We start from the raw sequence: 15,542 nt of genomic DNA, 5'->3' as shown, positions 1-15,542 counted from the left end.
CACGTACGTAATCCAGGAGATCCACAGGAACTAGCCGAGTCATCACTCCCACCGGTATTAAACCCTCCAATATACAGCGTAGTTCCGATTGATCTGGCTGTGATACTGTATGATATGACCGGGCATCCCCTCAACGCTCGCCGATTGCACCGCGACGGACCTGCTGGCCCGCCCGGGGGATTTCGATAATGAACACCGGCGGCTACCGGTACGAACTGACCTGCGAGATCGACCCCGAACGTGAGCAGCAGTACCGCGAACTCGTCTCCGATGCGGTGGTCCGGTGGATTGCCGTCGATGGGCTGGCTGGCTTCCGTCCGATGAGCGCCGTCGACGGGACGTGTGTCCGACTGCAGTTCGAGTTCGCGGACCGGCAGACACTCGACCGATTCACCACCGGTGAGGACCACCGCGCGACGCTCGACGCGCTTCGCTCGGTCTGTACGCGGGTCGAGACTGCTCGGTGGCAACCGGGTGCGGTCTCACTGGGCGGCTACGGATCGGTGTCTGTCGCTTCGACTACAGAGCCGACCTCTCCCGGGCAGTTATCGCGGTAAACCGACCCCCATCGCCCCGAAAGCAAATGGACGCGACTCCAGCAATACCGAACACCATGTCATCAACGACTGATCGGACGACTGCTGAGGAACTGGCGGCGGAACTAGATACGCAGTTAGACCGGATCTGCGGCGATTATCTTCGTGCTGTCGTCCGGTACGACGAGGGAAGTATCGAAATACAGCGTATGAACCCGGGAGCGAAAGACGGGATCCCACCCGAGAAGAAACTCCCCGTCCTCAAACGAACGACCGGCTATCAGCCCGTCGGCGGCCCCTACGGCGAACACACCGCGACCGTCTACAGCTACGAGGACGTGCTGGTACTCCACGCGCCCGTCACCGAGGACAGCGGCGTCGTCGCGACGCTCGACCCCGAGGCGGCGGCTGCTGTCCCACTGTCGGAGCTGCTGCCAGAGCACTGATGGGCGCGCCAGTTCATGGGTGCTTGATTCGTTCTCAGTTTCTGAGACCGAGCTATCGGCTTATGACGCGTCCAGACGAATCTCCCATCATGGGATCGAACACCAGCAGCTGTGAGTACTGGGACCCGTCCGAGTGCGAAGGGACCGCCCACTGCCCGGCACGCTGTCCGCGCTTCGTCGACGCGACTGGGTCGGCCTGGACCGTCCGGCCCTACGACACCGACGACCGGGAGGTGCTCCTCGAGATGTATCGAAAGTTCGATTCCACGGACCGAGCGCAGGGCTTGCCGCCACTGACCGACGAGCGCCGGGCGGAGTGGGTCGACATGCTCGTCGCCGACGGTGGCAACTTCGTCGCGACTGCGGACGGCGATATCGCCGGCCACGCCGTCTACATGCCAACCCACGAGCCCGAACCGGAGCTAGCCGTCTTCGTTCATCAGGACTACCAGTCCCGCGGGATCGGCACAGAGCTCTGCAAACACATCATCGCGAGCGCGTCGGCCGCCGCTCGCGATGCGCTCGTCCTCGAAGTCGAACCCTCGAACCGAAGAGCAATCTCGATGTACGAGCGCCTCGGTTTCGAGCGAGTCGAGCAGACCTCTGACCGCACAGGGATCGGCCGCCGTGCCCCCTCCTTCGAGATGCGGCTCGAACTCTCCTCGTCGAGCGCACTCGCGACTCGTCACCCCCAATCGTCCGCAGCTAACACGTTCCTTTCGTTGTCGATCGGTTCCAGTCTCAGTTCTCCGGGGATGCGATACGGATACCCCCGTCGCCGCGTCGATATGCACCCGCGCATCACCCCTTCTAGCTCCATCGGAACGATCCAGAAACTGGTTCCCCGATAGGGGTCGTCGACCACTTTGATCTCGTCGTGACCGGCCTCTTCGACCGCCTCACGAGCGCGTTCGAGCGCGCGCTCGGGAGAATCGATCGCGCTCGTCTCCTCGGAGACGCGAACCGTCGTTACCGGAATCGGCGATTCCCTGACGATCCGCTCTGTGACGCTTCCCACGAGGAGCCTGTCGATCCCCGTCCGACCATGGGTGCCCATCACGATGGCGTCCGCCGCTGCATCGTCGGCGGCCGCCAGGATCTCCTCGTGTGGAGCCCCGTGCCGTAACTCCGTCTCGACGTCCACGCCAACCCGTCCACAGGTCCGCTGGACTCCATCGAGGGCGGTCTCGCCGGTCCGCTCCAGTTCGTCGGTAGAGTTCCCCTCGAGTTCGTCGTACTCGCTCGTGTTGACGACGTAGACCGCGTGGATCGTCGCTCCGACCTCGTCAGCCAGTGCTACGGCGTGCTCGAGCGCCCGCTGACTCCCCGCGCTCCCGTCGGTCGGCAGCAGGATTCGTCTGTACATACCCCACTCTATGGGGATCGGATACAAAACGATGTGGACCCGATCAGGCTCCGGCGTCGTCCTCGACGGGGAACCAGACCAGTTCGTGATCGGCAACGAGTCCCACGTCGACCCGGTCGCCGAGTTCGAGTTTCTCGCTGTGGTTGTGCATACACTGTACCGTCTCGCCGCTATCGAGTTCGACGCGGTACAGTACGGTCGGGCCGAGATAGCGTCGGTATGTGATCACGCCGTCGGCCTCACCGTTGCAGTTGCACGTCGTGAGCACGTCGTCGGGCCGGACCAGTACGTCGAGTTCGGTGTGGTCGTACTCGGACTGCAGGCCGTGGACCTGCTCGCGGGGGAGGCTATCGACAGACGTCTCGACCTCGTCTCCCTGAACGTAGCCGGAGAGAAAACTGGCGTGGCCGAGGAAGTTCGCGACGAAGCGAGACGTCGGTCGCTGGAAGACGGCTTCGGGCGCACCGACCTGCTCGAGTTCTCCCTCGTGCATCACGGCGACGCGGTCACTGATCGACAGCGCCTCCTCCTGGTCGTGAGTGACAGAGACCGCTGTCACGCCGGTATCTTTGACGATCCGTCGGACCTCCTCGCGCATCTCGACGCGCAGATCCACGTCGAGGTTCGAGAACGGTTCGTCGAGCAGGAGAATCTCCGGTTCGGGGGCGAGCGCCCGTGCGAGCGCGACGCGCTGTTGCTGGCCCCCGAGAGCGCCTCCGGCCGGGAGTCGCCCTGGTCGGCCAGACCGACGAGTTCGAGCAGGTCTTCGACGCGCCCGTCCCGTTCGGCGTCGGGCAGGTCCTCGATGCCGAACGCGACGTTCTCGGCGGCGGTCATGTGCGGAAAGAGCGCGAAGTCCTGAAAGACGACGCCGACGTTGCGGTTCTCCGGGGGAACGAAGGGTCCGTCACCGGCCTCGGCGGCCGTCTCGCCGTCGATCCGGACCGCCCCTTCGTCGGGGCGTTCGAGGCCGGCAATCAGTCGCAGCGTGGTCGACTTGCCACAGCCTGACGGCCCCAGTAGCGTGATGAACTCCCCGTCGACCACCGACAGCGATAGTTCGTCGACGGCGACTTCGGGACCGTAGCGCTTGGTTGCACTGTCGAGTGTCAGAATCGTTCGATCGGCGGTCGGCGTCTCGCTCTCCTGTCGGTCGGCCGAACGCTGTCTCTGTTCCGACGGTTCCCCGACGATCTCTTCGTGTTGTCTAGACGTAGCCATTGTGTCACCCGGGTGCTGTTCGTACCAGTATCTCAGCGCGTTTTCCTGTTTAACGGGCCGGCGATTCCCAGCGTCTGAGAAGAGTTCTGGGGCGTTCTGACCATTGCCAATTAATATCGTGCGCCTCGGTATCATTCGTATGAGCGTGACTGGCCTCTGTGAGGTCTGTGAGCAAGCGCAGTCAGTCGATCAGTGTCGCAACTGTGGAGCGATGGTCTGCCGAACACATTATCAGGAGGATATGGGGATCTGTGTCGAGTGTGCCGTCGACACCGATCCGTCCTGGGGCGGGCCGACCCAGCAGTTCTGAGCGTTACTCGACCAGAACGGCGTTGACCTGACCGGTCTGACCGGGTCGGGAGGTCACGCGGGCACGCCCTTCGGTCGTCTCGATGACCGCACCTTTCGTGATGATGTTTCGTCGAGCGTAGTTCGGGTCCGCCGCGTTCTCGGCGACGTCCTCGATCTCCGCCTGGACCGTCTCGTCGCCGTCAGCGACGCTTGCGGTATCGATGTTGAGTGCGCGAACTTTGCGGGTGCCACCGCGTGCGTCGATGGTTCGGATCGACGTCTCGCCGAGGCCGGTCTCGGTCGGTTCGCGGCCGAGTTGGTGTTTCTTGCGGTCAGTGTTCGGTCGGAGTCGCCCGCCTGTTCGCTTTCGCATAGAGCGTCCGTGGTCTACCATACAGTGGAGAAACAGCGGGCAACACTTGAATGGATCGACTTGTGGGCCGAAGACCGGCAGGTTTACCGAGCGCGTCCTGTACCTGCAAGACATGAGCCTCCGGATCACCGTCGCCGCGCCGTTCCGCCAGAAGGGAGCCGAACGGCTCGCCGAAAACGAGTTCGTCGTCGCGCTGTCGCTTGACCGGGACTGGTTCTCGCCGGATCAGGCGACCCGACTCGTCGACGTTGCGACCGGGCGTGGCCTGCTCGACCGGTCGGACGGCCACGTCGAGATCACGTTCGACCCGAACGAGGTCGCGGTTCCCGACGGCTTCGTCCCCGACGAGGAGATCATCCAGCAGCGATCACCCTTCGAGCAGGCGCTCTCGGCGCTCGAAGACGAGGGGATCGAGAAACAGGCGGCGGTCGCGGGCATCAACCGTCTCCAGTCGGACCTCGGCGTGACTATCGAGACTGCCGCCGTCGTCTTCGGGCGCCGGAACGGGGTCGACCTCTCGGATGTAGCGCGGCAGGCGCGGGAGAAACTGGGCGGGGAGTGACATCCTCTCGGACGCTTCGAGAGAACGCAAAGCCGAAACCCGCCGAGCGCGAGCATTCGGTATGGTCGAGAAACGCGTCACCGACGGCGTCCGGATCGCCCAACTGCTCTCCTCGGAGATAGACGGGCGCGTCGACGGTGCGCTCGGGCGGCTCTCAGTGACGAATCCGGACCGGGCGGTCTCGGGGACTGCCGACGGTGACCGCGCCTACGATATCGAGTGGACCGAAGAGCGAGTCGAAGACCCGGACGATTCCAGACGCCAGCACGCAAGCGGCGAGGGCTGCCGGATCGCACAGGCGTTCGCCCACGACGACCGGGTCCGGATAGAGCTCTCGGCAGGCCAAGAGGTCGCGGCGGACCGCGCCGAAAGCGAAGGGCTCCGGGTTCGTCCGAAAGCCGTCCATCGGCCGAAGACGCTCGTCTTCGTCGAGAGCGGCGCAGAAACGAAGCGTGCGGCGGCCGTCCTCGATGTGGTCAGCGCGGCACTGGCAGAAAACGACGCGTAAAGCGGCCGCGAAAACCGTCTAGTTGTTCTCCTTGTAGAGGTTCACGAGGTCTTGCATCGACGCTTTGGCGTCGCCAAAGAGCATGCTCGTGTTGCCCTCGGCGAACAGCGGGTTCGGAATCCCGGAGAAGCCGGGGCTCAGGCTCCGCTTGTTGACGATGACCGTCCCGGCCTCAGAGACGTTGAGCACGGGCATTCCCGCGATGGGACTGGATTCGTCGGTGTTCGCCTTGGGGTTGACGACGTCGTTCGCGCCGGTGACGATTACAACGTCGGTCTGGGAGAAGGTCGGATTGACCTCCTCCAGTTCGCGCATCTGCTCGTAGGGCACGTCGGCCTCCGCCAGCAGGACGTTCATATGCCCCGGCATCCGGCCGGCGACCGGGTGGATACCGAACTCCACGTCGACGCCGTTGTCCGCGAGTTCACCGGCAGCTCGGCGACGGCGTGCTGTGCCTGGGCGACGGCCATCCCGTAGCCCGGCACGATGACGACTCGGTCAGCGACGTCGAGCAGCATCTCCACCTCTTCGGGGAGGTCTCGGTGATGTTCCCCTCGTAGATGTCGTCCATCTCCGCCTGGTCTGGCTCCTCGCCGAAGCCGCCGAAGAGCACGTTCGTCAGCGACCGGTTCATCGACTCACACATGATCACGGTGAGGATCATCCCGGCGGCCCCGACGAGGGTGCCGGCGATGATCAGCGCGGTGTTGTTCAGCACGAACCCGGTCGCGGCGGCCGCGAGCCCGGAGTAGGCGTTCAGCAGTGCGATCACGACCGGCATGTCCGCGCCGCCGATCGGAATCACGAGCAAGACGCCGAGCAGCGATGCGGCGGCGATCAGGAACCAGTACGACGGCAGCAAGTCGCCCTGGAGTTGTGCCGCCAGCACGTCCGGCTGGGTGACGAGGTAGCCACCGGCCACCAGCGCCAGTCCCAGCGTCAGGAGCTTGACAGCTTGTTCGCCGGAGTATCGGACCGCCGAACTCGTCACGACGCCGTGGAGCTTTCCGGCTGCGACCATGCTACCGAAGAAGGTGACGGCGCCGATGATCCCCGAAAAGACGGCGGCGACGGCAACCTCTGTCGGGAGTACGCCGCCGCCGATCTGTATCTCGATCAGTTCAGCGCCGGCGACGACGGCGGACGCGCCGCCACCGAAGCCGTTGAATACGCCGACTAGCTGGGGCATCTCGGTGCGGTCGACCCGGAGTGCCAGCACCGTCCCGGCGGCCGTTCCGACGATCAGTCCGCTGAAGAGAACGATGGGCGAGATGATCTCGAACCAGACGACGGTCACCGCGACGGCGACGAACATCCCGGCGGCCGAGATCAGGTTGCCCCGCATCGCGGTGCGGGGGTGAGTCATGTCCCGCAACCCCTGGATGAACATCATCGCGGCGAGCAGGTATGCAATCGGCAGTACCCAGTCGGGCGCGACGTCCAGCAGCATCAGGCGCCACCTCCCTTCTTGAAGTCACTGAGCATCTTGTGGCTGACGAGATATCCGCCGACGACGTTGACCGTCGCCATGACGACCGCCAGAAAGCCGAGGACGGTCGCTATCGTGGATTCGCCGGATCCGGCTACGACGACCGCACCGACCAGCGTGATTCCCGTAATCGCGTTCGATCCGGACATCAGGGGCGTGTGCAGGTTCGTCGGAATCTTCGTGATGATCTCGTAGCCCAGGAACGCCGCCAGCACGAACAGGGTCAGGTTCTGGATCAGGCTCATCGGTTCGCCTCCGGTCGGTCCGCAGTAGGTGCGTGAGTCGTCTCGATCATTCGTCTACCTCCGTCCTTTCCTGCTCTACTCCTTCCTCTTCTTCCTCTTCTTCCGCTTCGTCGTCGAGATGCGGATCCCGAACGACGCCGTCTCTGGTTAGCATCGTATCGTCGATGATTTCGTCATCAGTATCGACGACTACCTCGCCGTCGTCGAGCAGGTTCTCGAAGAAGTTCACGACGTTGTTGGCGTAGAGTCTGCTCGACGTGCTGGCGACGGTCGCCGGAACGTTCGTCGGGCCGATAATCTCGACGCCCTCGTGGGTGATCCGTTCGTCGGGCTGAGTGGGTTCGCAGTTGCCGCCTCGCTTTGCCGCGAGGTCGACGACGACCGAGCCGGGAGCCATCTCCTCGATCATCTCAGTGGTAACGAGTTCCGGTGCTGGCCGCCCCGGAATGTTCGCCGTCGTGATGACGACGTCGGCCTCGCCGACAACCCGGGTCATCATCTCGCGCTGTTTCCGGATGAACTCCTCGTCCTGTTCGGTCGCTTGGCCCTGATCATCGGAGGCGTCGTCGTCGGTTTCGAGATCCAGTTCGACGAACTCCCCGCCGAGGCTCTCGACTTCCTCTTTGACCTCCGGCCGGATGTCGTAGGCCTTCGTGGACGCGCCGAGGCGTTCGGCGGTCGCGATGGCCTTCAGTCCGGCGACCCCTGCACCCACGACGAAGACGTCCGCTGGCTGGATGGTTCCGGCAGCGGTCATCTCCATCGGTAAGATCTTTGGAAGCGTCTCTGCGGCCATCATCGTCGCCTTGTAGCCGCTGATGCTGTCCATTGCCGAGAGTGCGTCCATGCTCTGTGCCCGACTGATCCGCGGCATCAACTCGAGTGCGAACGAGGTGACGTCTTGTCCGGCAAGCGTCTCCAGTTCGTCGTCGACGTCGTACGGACCGAGCAGTCCGATGACGATCTGGCCTTCCTGATAGCGGTCCGTCTCGCTCTCCGCTGCGGCACCGAGTGCTCGCACCTGAAAGAGGACGTCAGACCGCTCGAAGACGTCGTCGTCATCGACTATCTCACACCCGACAGCCTGGTACTCGTCGTCGCTCCATCCTGCATCGTCGCCCGCTCCGGCGGCGACGAGGACGTCGAACCCGTCTTCGACGAGTCCCTCAGCGACGGGTGGAATCAATGCCACCCGAGTTTCTTCGTATCGTTCTTCTGGGACACCGATTATCATGTGTTATGCTTACACCTTTCTGGAAACTATCGGGTAATAACACCGTCGAAACGAGAAGCGGCGCTGGACCGCTTTTACGCCAATAAATGCCGCTATACTGACGATGTCGCAAGTGAAGATCTGCCAACAGATCACGGGTCGAACAGCAGCCACGAGTGAGAGACGAACCCGGTCGTGTCGCTCCGCGCTAGTAGCCGAAATCGGCCCGAATATCCGAGACCTTCTCTTCGCTGGCGTGGCCATGAACGAGCCCTCTGAAGTAGAACTCTCGTGCAACGCGTTCGAGCGCGTCCTCGTCGTCGGGGTCGAGGACATCGGCGTCGATCAGGTCCCGGAGGTCCTCGGCGATCTCGTCGCTCGTGTACCGTTCTTTGATGATACCGTCAATCTGTGGCATAGTCGGTGTCAAGGAGTACACGAACTTCAATCATCCGGCGGTTCAGAACGCGCCGAGCGTGGCCGGTAGCTCCGTCGCCAGCGCCGCCCGTTCGACGTGTGCGTCGGCCCGGCTATCCGGGTCGGGGCCGCCCTCGTACAGCACCTGAATTGCTCGCATACCCGTGTCTTTCGCGCCGTGAACGTCGGTCCGTACCTGATCGCCGATGTACACTGTCTCCTCCGCCGGCACCGATAGCGAACCGAGGATCGCCTCGAACGCACGCGAGTCCGGCTTTCCGGCCGAGAGTTCACCCGTGACGATCGTTTTGTCGAAGAGGTCGCCCCAGCCAAGCGTCTCGATCTTGTCCCGCTGGGCGACGACCGGGCCGTTCGTCAACAGTCCGACCCGGTAGCGTTCGCGAAGCCGAGCGATCAGCGACTCCGCGTCGGCGACGGGCACGAGCGAGGCGGCTATCTCGTTGCGGTAGGCCGTCGCCGCGGCGTCCGGATCAGTGTCTGCGTCGTAGTTCTCGAAGATCTCCGAAAAGATCGGTGCACGGGTCTCGTCGGTCAGATGGCGCCCGTGTGCGCTCTGGTACTCCTGTCGCGTGGGCAGGGGGCGTCGATGGAGGCCATCGCGTCAGTCAGGATCGTTCCTCGCTCGCGGCGTGGGATGGCAAGCGTCTCGTCCAGATCGAAGACGACAGCCGACAGCGTCATATCTACTACTACGTGGCAGGGGATTTGAGCCTGTCTGTCGCGGATATCGCTATCTGCCCTTCTCCGGCAGTGATCGGTATCTTGTAGTGGACTGCTCTCGCACGAGCAAGCATGAACTTCTTCGACCGACTGGCCGACCGCATCGAGACGGTCGACAGCGTCGTCAGCGTCGGCCTCGATCCCGACACGAGCAGGATCCCCGAGCCGCTCCACGAGTACGACCTCCCGCGCTTCGCGTTCAACCGCCGGATCATCGACGCGACGCACGACCACGCGGCGGTGTTCAAGCCCAATGCCGCCTTCTACGAGGACCCCGACGGCTGGCGCGCGCTCGAAGAGACCATCGCTTACGCGAAGGGGAAGGACGTGCCAGTGATCCTCGACGCCAAGCGGGCGGACATCGGTAACACCACGCGCCAGTACGCCGAACTCGTCGACCCGGACGCCAGCAGTACCGCCGCGGACGCCATCACGGTCAACCCCTACATGGGCCGGGACTCGCTACAACCGTTCCTCGACACCGAGACCGCTGGCGTGTTCATCCTCTGCCGGACGTCGAACCCCGGCGGCGCGGACCTGCAGGACCTCGAACTCGCCGAGGGAGACCTGCTCTACGAGCGCGTCGCCGCGCTCGCGGACACGTGGAACAAGAACGACAACGTCGGACTCGTCGTCGGCGCGACCACGCCGGAGGAGTTGGAGTCGGTCCGCGAGCAGGTTCCCGACCTCCCCTTCCTCGTCCCGGGCGTCGGCAGTCAGGGCGGCGACGCCGAAGCCGCGGTCGAACACGGTCTCGCCGACGGTGTCGGCGTCGTCAACTCCTCGCGAGGGATCATCTTCGCCGGCGAGAGCGCCGGGCGGGGCGAGGTAGACGTCGACCAGTTCACGGGCGCGGCGGGCGACGCCGCAAAACGGCTGAAAAAACGGCTCAACCAGTATCGGTAGAATAGGCATACTGGCGGGACAATGCTTACCGAGCGCAGTCCGGACGAGATCGATGAAGTTCCCCTCCCGACGTAGATACGTTCGGTTCGCTGAGCGTTCTCCTTGGGAGCAATCTGGTCATCTCCAGACTCTGGAACCGGACGCGCGACCGGCCGATCAGACCGACCGGGTGCGATACCGGTCGATCTGGTGTTCAACTGCTCGGTGCAGTGTACGTTTCTGTTGCGTCGGCGTCGCCCTCGTCGGGGTCGTCGACGTACACCAGCACGTTGCGGTCGTTGCCGTCGGTCGCGAAGTTTTCCGTCTCGTATTTGAGGGTGTAGGTGCCGAAGATCTGCTGGCCGATCTCGTCGAAGATGTCCGTAATATCGTCCCCGTCGGCGTCGAAGGTGTAGTCCTCGTAGTCGGGGTCGTTGGGGACTTCCCCGGAGATATCATCGAAATCACTCACCGCCGCACCGGAACCGTACGCGATCCCGTAGATCGTCGTCCCGCTGTTTTTGGCATCGTTCGCTGGCACTTCGCCCCCTGACGTATCCCCGTTCCCGAGAACGATCATGAAGTCGGGAGCGTTGTCGCGGTTGTTCTCGGAGGTGTCGAATTCAAGCTGAGCCTCGGAGATTCCAGAACCGACGTCCGTGCCACCGCCAGCACTGAGGCCGTCGATGTCGTCTTCGACCTGGTTCTGATCAGTTCCAAGCTCCGAGATGAGGGATGCGGAGCTATCGAACTCGACGAGACCGACGTTGACCGTCGGGTCGAACCCGCCGACGTTCGCATCGTTGTCGGTATCGGTATCACCGCCAACGAGCGTTATTGCACCGTCTTTAGCGTTCTCGATTTTGCTACCCCCATAGATCCCGACGTATCCATCACCAACATGATGTCGGCGAGGGTTTCCTCCTGTTCGCCACCGAAAGCGACGTCTTCGATCTCTTGGCCACAGTACCCGTCACCGAGCCCACCGACTGTCTCCTCGCAGAGTTGGAAGTCGCTTGCTTCCAGATCGCCCTTGCCGCCCGCAGCAGTGTCCACGCGGGCAGTAGCTTCTACGGTCGGGAAGGCGCTATCGTCGATGCTCTCGATGGTGACATCGAAGTCGTCCTCGCCTGGATCCGGCACCTCACAATCCGGACACCCCGGTTCCCTCAGGCACCGCTCCGCAGTGAAATCGAAGTTTGCCTCGAATTTGGTCTTCTTTTCGAGGCCCGAATGCTTGGGAACCCACCACTCGAAGCCGATGTAGCCGGTGTTGGAGTTCTCGATGCAGTAGTCGTCATCGTCGCGTTCGCCGCAGACGCCGAATCGGACAGCGGTCATCGGCCGCCGTCGGCCGTGGTCGTCGTCGTAGTCGTCATAGAGCGGCGCAAGCGCGGTTCCTTCCCGAGTACGGTCGAACACGTTCAGCTTCGTATGTTGGCCGCTGGCGATCTCGACCCGGCAGATCGGTAGGTTGCTCTTCCATTCGAAGCCGACCGGCTTGCCTTTCTTGTCAGTGATGACCTCCTCGACCGTGATACGGAGGTCCGGAAGCGGCTGGTCTTTGCTGCGTGCGGCGTACCCGGTACCCTCGATGTGGATCTCGATGCCCTCTTTGAGATCTGCCAACTCCTTGGCCTTCTTCCCGTGAACGTGCTCGTCGACGTTGTGATCGGTGATCCATCCGGGGTCGTACTTTTCGGCGGGCGCCGTCTCCATGCTGCTCGTGTTCTTCCGCGGGTAGGCGTAGTAGTGGATACCCTCCCGGTCGAACGGATCGGCGACGTAGGGGTCGCCGGAGATGTGAACGCCCTTCTTCAGCTTGTACAGCACCTTCTTGAGCGATCCCTGGGCGATGATCGGCTCGTAGGGCTGGTAGACGTTGTCTCCCCGGTCGTCGTGGCCGTTGCCGCCGTTGCCGCCGTTGCCGCCATTACCGTTCTCGAAGCAGCACACGTCGATGTTGCTGATACCCTGCCCGGTGGGCGTCGAGAACGTGGCACCGTCGAGGATGACGGAGTCATTGAAGACGTAGACGTTCTCTCCCTCGTTTCCGCCTTTCACACTGACGATCAGGACGGGTTCATCAGAGGACAGCGTGACGGTTCCGGAGGTCCTGGCGTCGACCGTGATCGTGCCACACTCCCCCGACGCCGTGTCGCCCTCGCTGAATCCTCCCCGAAGAGTTCGTCTCCCTGGAGATCACCGTCTTCGAACCGGCCGAGCCGGTCCTCGTAGTCGTCGCAGTCGTAGTTTCGGGCACCGGGTTCGGGGAAGCGGGAATCGTCACCCGTAACGATGATCTCTTCGATCTCGTCGGTACCGTCGGTACCGTCGTTGACCGGCCCCATGACCGTCGGGTACATCGGGCCGTTGTTGCCGTTGCTCGGCGGCTTCGCGCCGTCGAACTCGTCGTACCAGACGCGCGCTCGGGCCAAGTGCGCGAGCTTCTTGTCGACGTGGACATCGCGGGCTTTGAACTTGAGTTTGCCCGGCTCGTTACAGAGGTGGTAGCTCAGCGTCGCCTCGCCGCCATAGCCCGGCTTGACCCCGTGGAAGTCGATCAGCGGGTCGCCCGGATCGGTGTACTTGTTGTCCGTGCGCAGGCCCGAGCTGAGCGGGTCTTCGACGTCGACCAGGGCGCCGTTCAGCTCCCCCGTCGCAGTAGTCGATATGATCGTCTTGCATCGCGTCGTGGTTTCTGTCCGGGAAGGCCTCGACGTGCTTCCATTTGCCGCTCTTGTAGAACGATTCCTGCCAGTCCATCGCGACCGGGACCTGATATTTGTCGTTTCCGTCCTCCTGTTCGCCTGCGGCGACGCCGTGCGCGCCGAGCGCGACCCCGATGCCGGAAGCGCCGATGCCAGCAAGCACGTTGCGTCGTGTGATGTTTCGGTTGGATTCCTTCGACATGCTTTCACCGTGTGCCCCGGTTTGCTCGGGAACACTACACAAAATGCTGACCGGAGGGGGCATGATATATATACACAACAAGATAGATGTTAGAGAGCTATCTTCTGTAGTCGAAGTAAGATCATTCTTTATTGACTGGCAAGTATATAATATATAATACACGTGTAATTGTCCAAACAAAATAATGCCTATCGAATCGGCCGTTGGCATCGTCACGGCGGCATGTGAACCAATCGGCGACCGGGACGAACCGAAACGACCTTGCCGATCCGGGTCACGCCGCGGCCTTTTGAAGCGCCGTTTCGCCGATGTTGGTACCGTAGTTGGCGCTCTGCGAGAGCGAATCGACGGTCGCCACAGCGGTGGGCCTCGCAAGGGTCGAGGCCCGTCGATGTCGAACCGTCGTCGTCAAGTTCGCCAGCGTAGTCGGTGACGCCGCAGAGGGGTTGACCAGTCCGGGCCGCTCAGTGCCAGTAGTAGCACCTTACTGGCGCGATAACGCAGGTTACCAAACGATGCCATTCTTTACCTGCTGGAATATATTTCATTACTTTCGGGAGGGCGACTGCATCCGAAAGTGGAACGATGGCAGCAAGCAACTATGTCGCTACCGGGAGCCGATCCGGGAGTGATCGGGTATGAGCCAGACCGCGGTACAGGAGGGAGCATCTGTGGAGGCCGATCCGGGGGAGTCGGCCGAGGGCGACCACTCGAGCGTCGAGCACGGGCCGATCGACCAGGAGCTCGCTTTTCAGATGTTGAGCTGTCGGCGACGCCGCCACGTCCTTCACTACCTCCGCCGGGACGGCGGCACGGCGACGCTCCGGACGCTTTCGCGACAGATCGCGGCGTGGGAAAACGATATCGAGCCCGGCGACGTGACGTACCAGCAACGGGTCCGGGTGTACACGGCACTGCGCCAGTCCCATCTCCCGAAGATGGACGATGGCGGCGTCGTCGAGTTCGATCCCGACCGGTCGACAGTTGCACTTACCGACGCGGCTACCCAGCTCGACGTGTATCTCGACGTCGTCCCACACGACGGTATCCCGTGGAGCAGCTACTACGCCGGTCTCGGCGCGCTCTGTGTCGGCTTCGCCGCGCTCGTGGTGGTCGGGCTCCCGCCCTTTTCGGTCCTGGCGGGCGGAATCGCCGCGGTGCTGTTTTCGGCCCTGTTTTTCGTTTCCGGTATCGCACACGTGCTGCACGACAGACGAATGCAGATCGGGGCCGAGGGGCCGCCACAGGGTGATCACTGATGTCGCACATCCGCAGAAAGCTCAGTGCTGCCGCACGCCTGTTGCTTGGCTTCGCCCTCATCATGATGCTCTGTCTTGTCGGCGTCGTTGCCGTTCCCCAACTGGTCGGTGCCGACCAGAGCTACGTCGTCACGTCTGACAGCATGTCGCCGGCTATCGACGGGGGTGACGTCGTGGTCGTCACCGAACGTACCCCCGACGAGATCGAGGAAGGCGACGTGATCACGTTCACCCCACCGGGCGCCGACGACCGCCGGACGACACATCGCGTCGTCGACATCGAGGAGGATGGCGGACAGATACAGTTCGTCACGCAGGGCGACGCGAACGACACCCCGGACGCACAACCGGTCGCGGGCGAACGGGTGATCGGCGAGGTGACCCTCACAATCCCCTACTTCGGGCGGTTCGTCGCCTTCGCCCAGACGTGGCTCGGGATCGTCTCACTGATCGTCCTTCCGGGGATAGCCCTGATCGGCACCGAGATCTGGGAGCTACAGAAGGCGAAAGGCGCCGACGAGCCTGATGCAGAGGGAGACGAACCGGCCGAGGCCGACGACAAGGAGGTGAGAAAACAATGAGCCGACAACGTAGAGTCGCACTCGTTGGCGTGATTGCCGTGCTCGGGCTTGTCAGTCTCTCGATCGGGATGTCCGGCGGACTGCTCAGCGACGGACTCTCGCTGGACGGCAACGAGATCGAAGGCCCTGATGAAGTAAACGACGAAACTGGGCAGCCGACGGCCGACGACACGCCGGAGAACGAGACGGACTCCGGAGAGGAGGTTAGCGATCCGACTGACGAGGAGGGTGACGAACCGGTCGAGGAGGAATCAGACGATGCTGACGAAGACGAGTCGGATGATGAAGACAGCAGCGAGGAGTCCGAGTAGCGTTCGCCACGTATTTTGATCGGCCCGTTTTCTCCGACCAGCGGTCATACCGTGAGGGCTTGTCCGCTTGAGGGACACACTGCGTGATTTCTCACCCGCTCGAACGCCAGTAGCTTCTCTCGTCTTACTTCGGCCTCCCTTTGTGATGTCGTTTCCCTCGTCGACGTCGGCGGGACTGCGTGTGA

At 62.9% G+C, this 15,542-nt stretch carries 19 protein-coding genes and 4 pseudogenes; 10 read left to right on the top strand and 13 right to left on the bottom strand.

Annotation, left to right across the window (positions count from 1 at the left end):
* Positions 1–188 precede the first annotated feature (188 nt).
* The 3 genes from ACFQH2_RS16735 to ACFQH2_RS16725 all read left to right on the top strand — a co-directional run bounded on the left by ACFQH2_RS16735 (position 189) and on the right by ACFQH2_RS16725 (position 1,833).
* Positions 189–557, top strand: a complete 369-nt coding sequence (locus ACFQH2_RS16735) for a hypothetical protein (RefSeq protein WP_377055584.1) — start codon at positions 189–191, stop codon at positions 555–557.
* A gap of 56 nt (positions 558–613) precedes the next feature.
* Entirely contained in the window at positions 614–982 is a 369-nt protein-coding gene (locus ACFQH2_RS16730; RefSeq protein ID WP_377055582.1) for a hypothetical protein, read from the top strand.
* Between the two features lie 89 nt (positions 983–1,071).
* Positions 1,072–1,833, top strand: a complete 762-nt coding sequence (locus tag ACFQH2_RS16725) for a GNAT family N-acetyltransferase (protein WP_377076945.1) — start codon at positions 1,072–1,074, stop codon at positions 1,831–1,833.
* A 167-nt stretch (positions 1,834–2,000) separates the two neighbouring features.
* Here ACFQH2_RS16725 and ACFQH2_RS16720 read toward each other — a convergent pair.
* Together ACFQH2_RS16720 and ACFQH2_RS16715 are read right to left on the bottom strand one after the other, a co-directional pair.
* Positions 2,001–2,348, bottom strand: a pseudogene (locus tag ACFQH2_RS16720) (universal stress protein); the annotation flags it as partial.
* A gap of 43 nt (positions 2,349–2,391) precedes the next feature.
* Positions 2,392–3,569, bottom strand: a pseudogene (locus ACFQH2_RS16715) (ABC transporter ATP-binding protein).
* Between the two features lie 139 nt (positions 3,570–3,708).
* On the opposite strand from ACFQH2_RS16715, the gene ACFQH2_RS16710 reads away from it, so the two are divergent.
* Complete coding sequence (locus ACFQH2_RS16710; RefSeq protein WP_377055573.1) at positions 3,709–3,879, top strand: hypothetical protein; 171 nt, start codon at positions 3,709–3,711, stop codon at positions 3,877–3,879.
* Positions 3,880–3,882: 3 nt separating this feature from the next.
* Here ACFQH2_RS16710 and ACFQH2_RS16705 read toward each other — a convergent pair whose 3' ends face one another.
* The gene (locus tag ACFQH2_RS16705; RefSeq protein WP_377055571.1) at positions 3,883–4,254 is read right to left on the bottom strand and encodes a 30S ribosomal protein S8e; all 372 of its coding nucleotides are present in this window, start codon (positions 4,252–4,254) and stop codon (positions 3,883–3,885) included.
* A gap of 91 nt (positions 4,255–4,345) precedes the next feature.
* Here ACFQH2_RS16705 and ACFQH2_RS16700 point away from each other — a divergent pair, with 91 nt between their 5' ends.
* Both ACFQH2_RS16700 and ACFQH2_RS16695 read left to right on the top strand, forming a co-directional pair.
* Complete coding sequence (locus tag ACFQH2_RS16700) at positions 4,346–4,795, top strand: DUF2240 family protein (RefSeq protein WP_377055569.1); 450 nt, start codon at positions 4,346–4,348, stop codon at positions 4,793–4,795.
* A 61-nt stretch (positions 4,796–4,856) separates the two neighbouring features.
* Positions 4,857–5,303, top strand: a complete 447-nt coding sequence (locus tag ACFQH2_RS16695; RefSeq protein WP_377055567.1) for a hypothetical protein — start codon at positions 4,857–4,859, stop codon at positions 5,301–5,303.
* Positions 5,304–5,321: 18 nt separating this feature from the next.
* Here the strand turns inward: ACFQH2_RS16695 and ACFQH2_RS16690 are convergent, their stop codons facing one another.
* The 6 genes and pseudogenes from ACFQH2_RS16690 to ACFQH2_RS16665 form a co-directional block, all read right to left on the bottom strand.
* Positions 5,322–5,705, bottom strand: a complete 384-nt coding sequence (locus ACFQH2_RS16690) for an NAD(P)(+) transhydrogenase (Re/Si-specific) subunit beta (protein WP_377076944.1) — start codon at positions 5,703–5,705, stop codon at positions 5,322–5,324.
* Positions 5,657–6,669 (bottom strand): annotated as a pseudogene (locus tag ACFQH2_RS16685) (NAD(P)(+) transhydrogenase (Re/Si-specific) subunit beta). The gene ACFQH2_RS16690 and the pseudogene ACFQH2_RS16685 overlap by 49 nt, the downstream one beginning before the upstream one ends.
* Before the next feature lie 83 nt (positions 6,670–6,752).
* On the bottom strand, positions 6,753–7,037 hold the full coding sequence (locus ACFQH2_RS16680; protein ID WP_377055563.1) for an NAD(P) transhydrogenase subunit alpha: 285 nt from the start codon (positions 7,035–7,037) through the stop codon (positions 6,753–6,755).
* A 46-nt stretch (positions 7,038–7,083) separates the two neighbouring features.
* Positions 7,084–8,271, bottom strand: a complete 1,188-nt coding sequence (locus ACFQH2_RS16675) for a Re/Si-specific NAD(P)(+) transhydrogenase subunit alpha (RefSeq protein ID WP_377055561.1) — start codon at positions 8,269–8,271, stop codon at positions 7,084–7,086.
* A gap of 187 nt (positions 8,272–8,458) precedes the next feature.
* Positions 8,459–8,668 (bottom strand): hypothetical protein, encoded by a 210-nt coding sequence (locus tag ACFQH2_RS16670; RefSeq protein ID WP_377055559.1) that lies wholly within the window; start codon positions 8,666–8,668, stop codon positions 8,459–8,461.
* 42 nt (positions 8,669–8,710) lie between these two features.
* Positions 8,711–9,369 (bottom strand): annotated as a pseudogene (locus ACFQH2_RS16665) (HAD family hydrolase).
* 111 nt (positions 9,370–9,480) lie between these two features.
* Between ACFQH2_RS16665 and pyrF the strand changes: the two are divergent.
* Positions 9,481–10,314: an orotidine-5'-phosphate decarboxylase gene (gene pyrF, locus ACFQH2_RS16660; RefSeq protein WP_377055555.1), complete on the top strand. Its 834-nt coding sequence runs from the start codon at positions 9,481–9,483 to the stop codon at positions 10,312–10,314.
* A gap of 193 nt (positions 10,315–10,507) precedes the next feature.
* Here pyrF and ACFQH2_RS16655 read toward each other — a convergent pair whose 3' ends face one another.
* From ACFQH2_RS16655 to ACFQH2_RS16640, 4 genes are all read right to left on the bottom strand, one after another.
* The gene (locus ACFQH2_RS16655; RefSeq protein ID WP_377077012.1) at positions 10,508–11,131 is read right to left on the bottom strand and encodes a vWA domain-containing protein; all 624 of its coding nucleotides are present in this window, start codon (positions 11,129–11,131) and stop codon (positions 10,508–10,510) included.
* Positions 11,128–12,357 carry a hypothetical protein gene (locus tag ACFQH2_RS16650; protein WP_377076943.1) on the bottom strand — a complete coding sequence of 410 codons (1,230 nt, stop codon included), beginning with the start codon at positions 12,355–12,357 and terminating at the stop codon, positions 11,128–11,130. The genes ACFQH2_RS16655 and ACFQH2_RS16650 overlap by 4 nt, the downstream gene beginning before the upstream one ends.
* Before the next feature lie 8 nt (positions 12,358–12,365).
* Positions 12,366–13,163: a hypothetical protein gene (locus ACFQH2_RS16645; protein ID WP_377076942.1), complete on the bottom strand. Its 798-nt coding sequence runs from the start codon at positions 13,161–13,163 to the stop codon at positions 12,366–12,368.
* 317 nt (positions 13,164–13,480) lie between these two features.
* Positions 13,481–13,618 carry a hypothetical protein gene (locus ACFQH2_RS16640; RefSeq protein WP_377076941.1) on the bottom strand — a complete coding sequence of 46 codons (138 nt, stop codon included), beginning with the start codon at positions 13,616–13,618 and terminating at the stop codon, positions 13,481–13,483.
* Positions 13,619–13,844: 226 nt separating this feature from the next.
* On the opposite strand from ACFQH2_RS16640, the gene ACFQH2_RS16635 reads away from it, so the two are divergent.
* Genes ACFQH2_RS16635 through ACFQH2_RS16625 form a run of 3 tightly spaced genes read left to right on the top strand, consistent with a single transcriptional unit; the run spans position 13,845 to position 15,357 of the window.
* Positions 13,845–14,465, top strand: a complete 621-nt coding sequence (locus tag ACFQH2_RS16635) for a DUF7344 domain-containing protein (RefSeq protein ID WP_377055551.1) — start codon at positions 13,845–13,847, stop codon at positions 14,463–14,465.
* Positions 14,465–15,046, top strand: a complete 582-nt coding sequence (locus ACFQH2_RS16630; protein ID WP_377055549.1) for a signal peptidase I — start codon at positions 14,465–14,467, stop codon at positions 15,044–15,046. The genes ACFQH2_RS16635 and ACFQH2_RS16630 overlap by 1 nt, the downstream gene beginning before the upstream one ends.
* Entirely contained in the window at positions 15,043–15,357 is a 315-nt protein-coding gene (locus ACFQH2_RS16625; RefSeq protein ID WP_377055547.1) for a hypothetical protein, read from the top strand. Before ACFQH2_RS16630 ends, ACFQH2_RS16625 begins: the two co-directional genes overlap by 4 nt.
* Positions 15,358–15,542: the final 185 nt, after the last annotated feature.

The sequence above is a fragment of the Natronoarchaeum sp. GCM10025703 genome (genome assembly GCF_042661985.1).
Taxonomy (GTDB): Archaea; Halobacteriota; Halobacteria; order Halobacteriales; family Natronoarchaeaceae; genus Natranaeroarchaeum.
This window is presented reverse-complemented; position numbering and strand designations above follow the sequence as displayed.

Coding starts and splice junctions, on each gene's coding strand:
- ACFQH2_RS16735 (WP_377055584.1), top strand. CDS start 189: ATGAACACCGGCGGCTACCGGTACGAACTGACCTGCGAGATCGACCCC.
- ACFQH2_RS16730 (WP_377055582.1), top strand. CDS start 614: ATGTCATCAACGACTGATCGGACGACTGCTGAGGAACTGGCGGCGGAA.
- ACFQH2_RS16725 (WP_377076945.1), top strand. CDS start 1,072: ATGGGATCGAACACCAGCAGCTGTGAGTACTGGGACCCGTCCGAGTGC.
- ACFQH2_RS16710 (WP_377055573.1), top strand. CDS start 3,709: ATGAGCGTGACTGGCCTCTGTGAGGTCTGTGAGCAAGCGCAGTCAGTC.
- ACFQH2_RS16705 (WP_377055571.1), bottom strand. CDS start 4,254: ATGGTAGACCACGGACGCTCTATGCGAAAGCGAACAGGCGGGCGACTC.
- ACFQH2_RS16700 (WP_377055569.1), top strand. CDS start 4,346: ATGAGCCTCCGGATCACCGTCGCCGCGCCGTTCCGCCAGAAGGGAGCC.
- ACFQH2_RS16695 (WP_377055567.1), top strand. CDS start 4,857: ATGGTCGAGAAACGCGTCACCGACGGCGTCCGGATCGCCCAACTGCTC.
- ACFQH2_RS16680 (WP_377055563.1), bottom strand. CDS start 7,037: ATGAGCCTGATCCAGAACCTGACCCTGTTCGTGCTGGCGGCGTTCCTG.
- ACFQH2_RS16675 (WP_377055561.1), bottom strand. CDS start 8,271: ATGATAATCGGTGTCCCAGAAGAACGATACGAAGAAACTCGGGTGGCA.
- ACFQH2_RS16670 (WP_377055559.1), bottom strand. CDS start 8,668: ATGCCACAGATTGACGGTATCATCAAAGAACGGTACACGAGCGACGAG.
- pyrF (WP_377055555.1), top strand. CDS start 9,481: ATGAACTTCTTCGACCGACTGGCCGACCGCATCGAGACGGTCGACAGC.
- ACFQH2_RS16635 (WP_377055551.1), top strand. CDS start 13,845: ATGAGCCAGACCGCGGTACAGGAGGGAGCATCTGTGGAGGCCGATCCG.
- ACFQH2_RS16630 (WP_377055549.1), top strand. CDS start 14,465: ATGTCGCACATCCGCAGAAAGCTCAGTGCTGCCGCACGCCTGTTGCTT.
- ACFQH2_RS16625 (WP_377055547.1), top strand. CDS start 15,043: ATGAGCCGACAACGTAGAGTCGCACTCGTTGGCGTGATTGCCGTGCTC.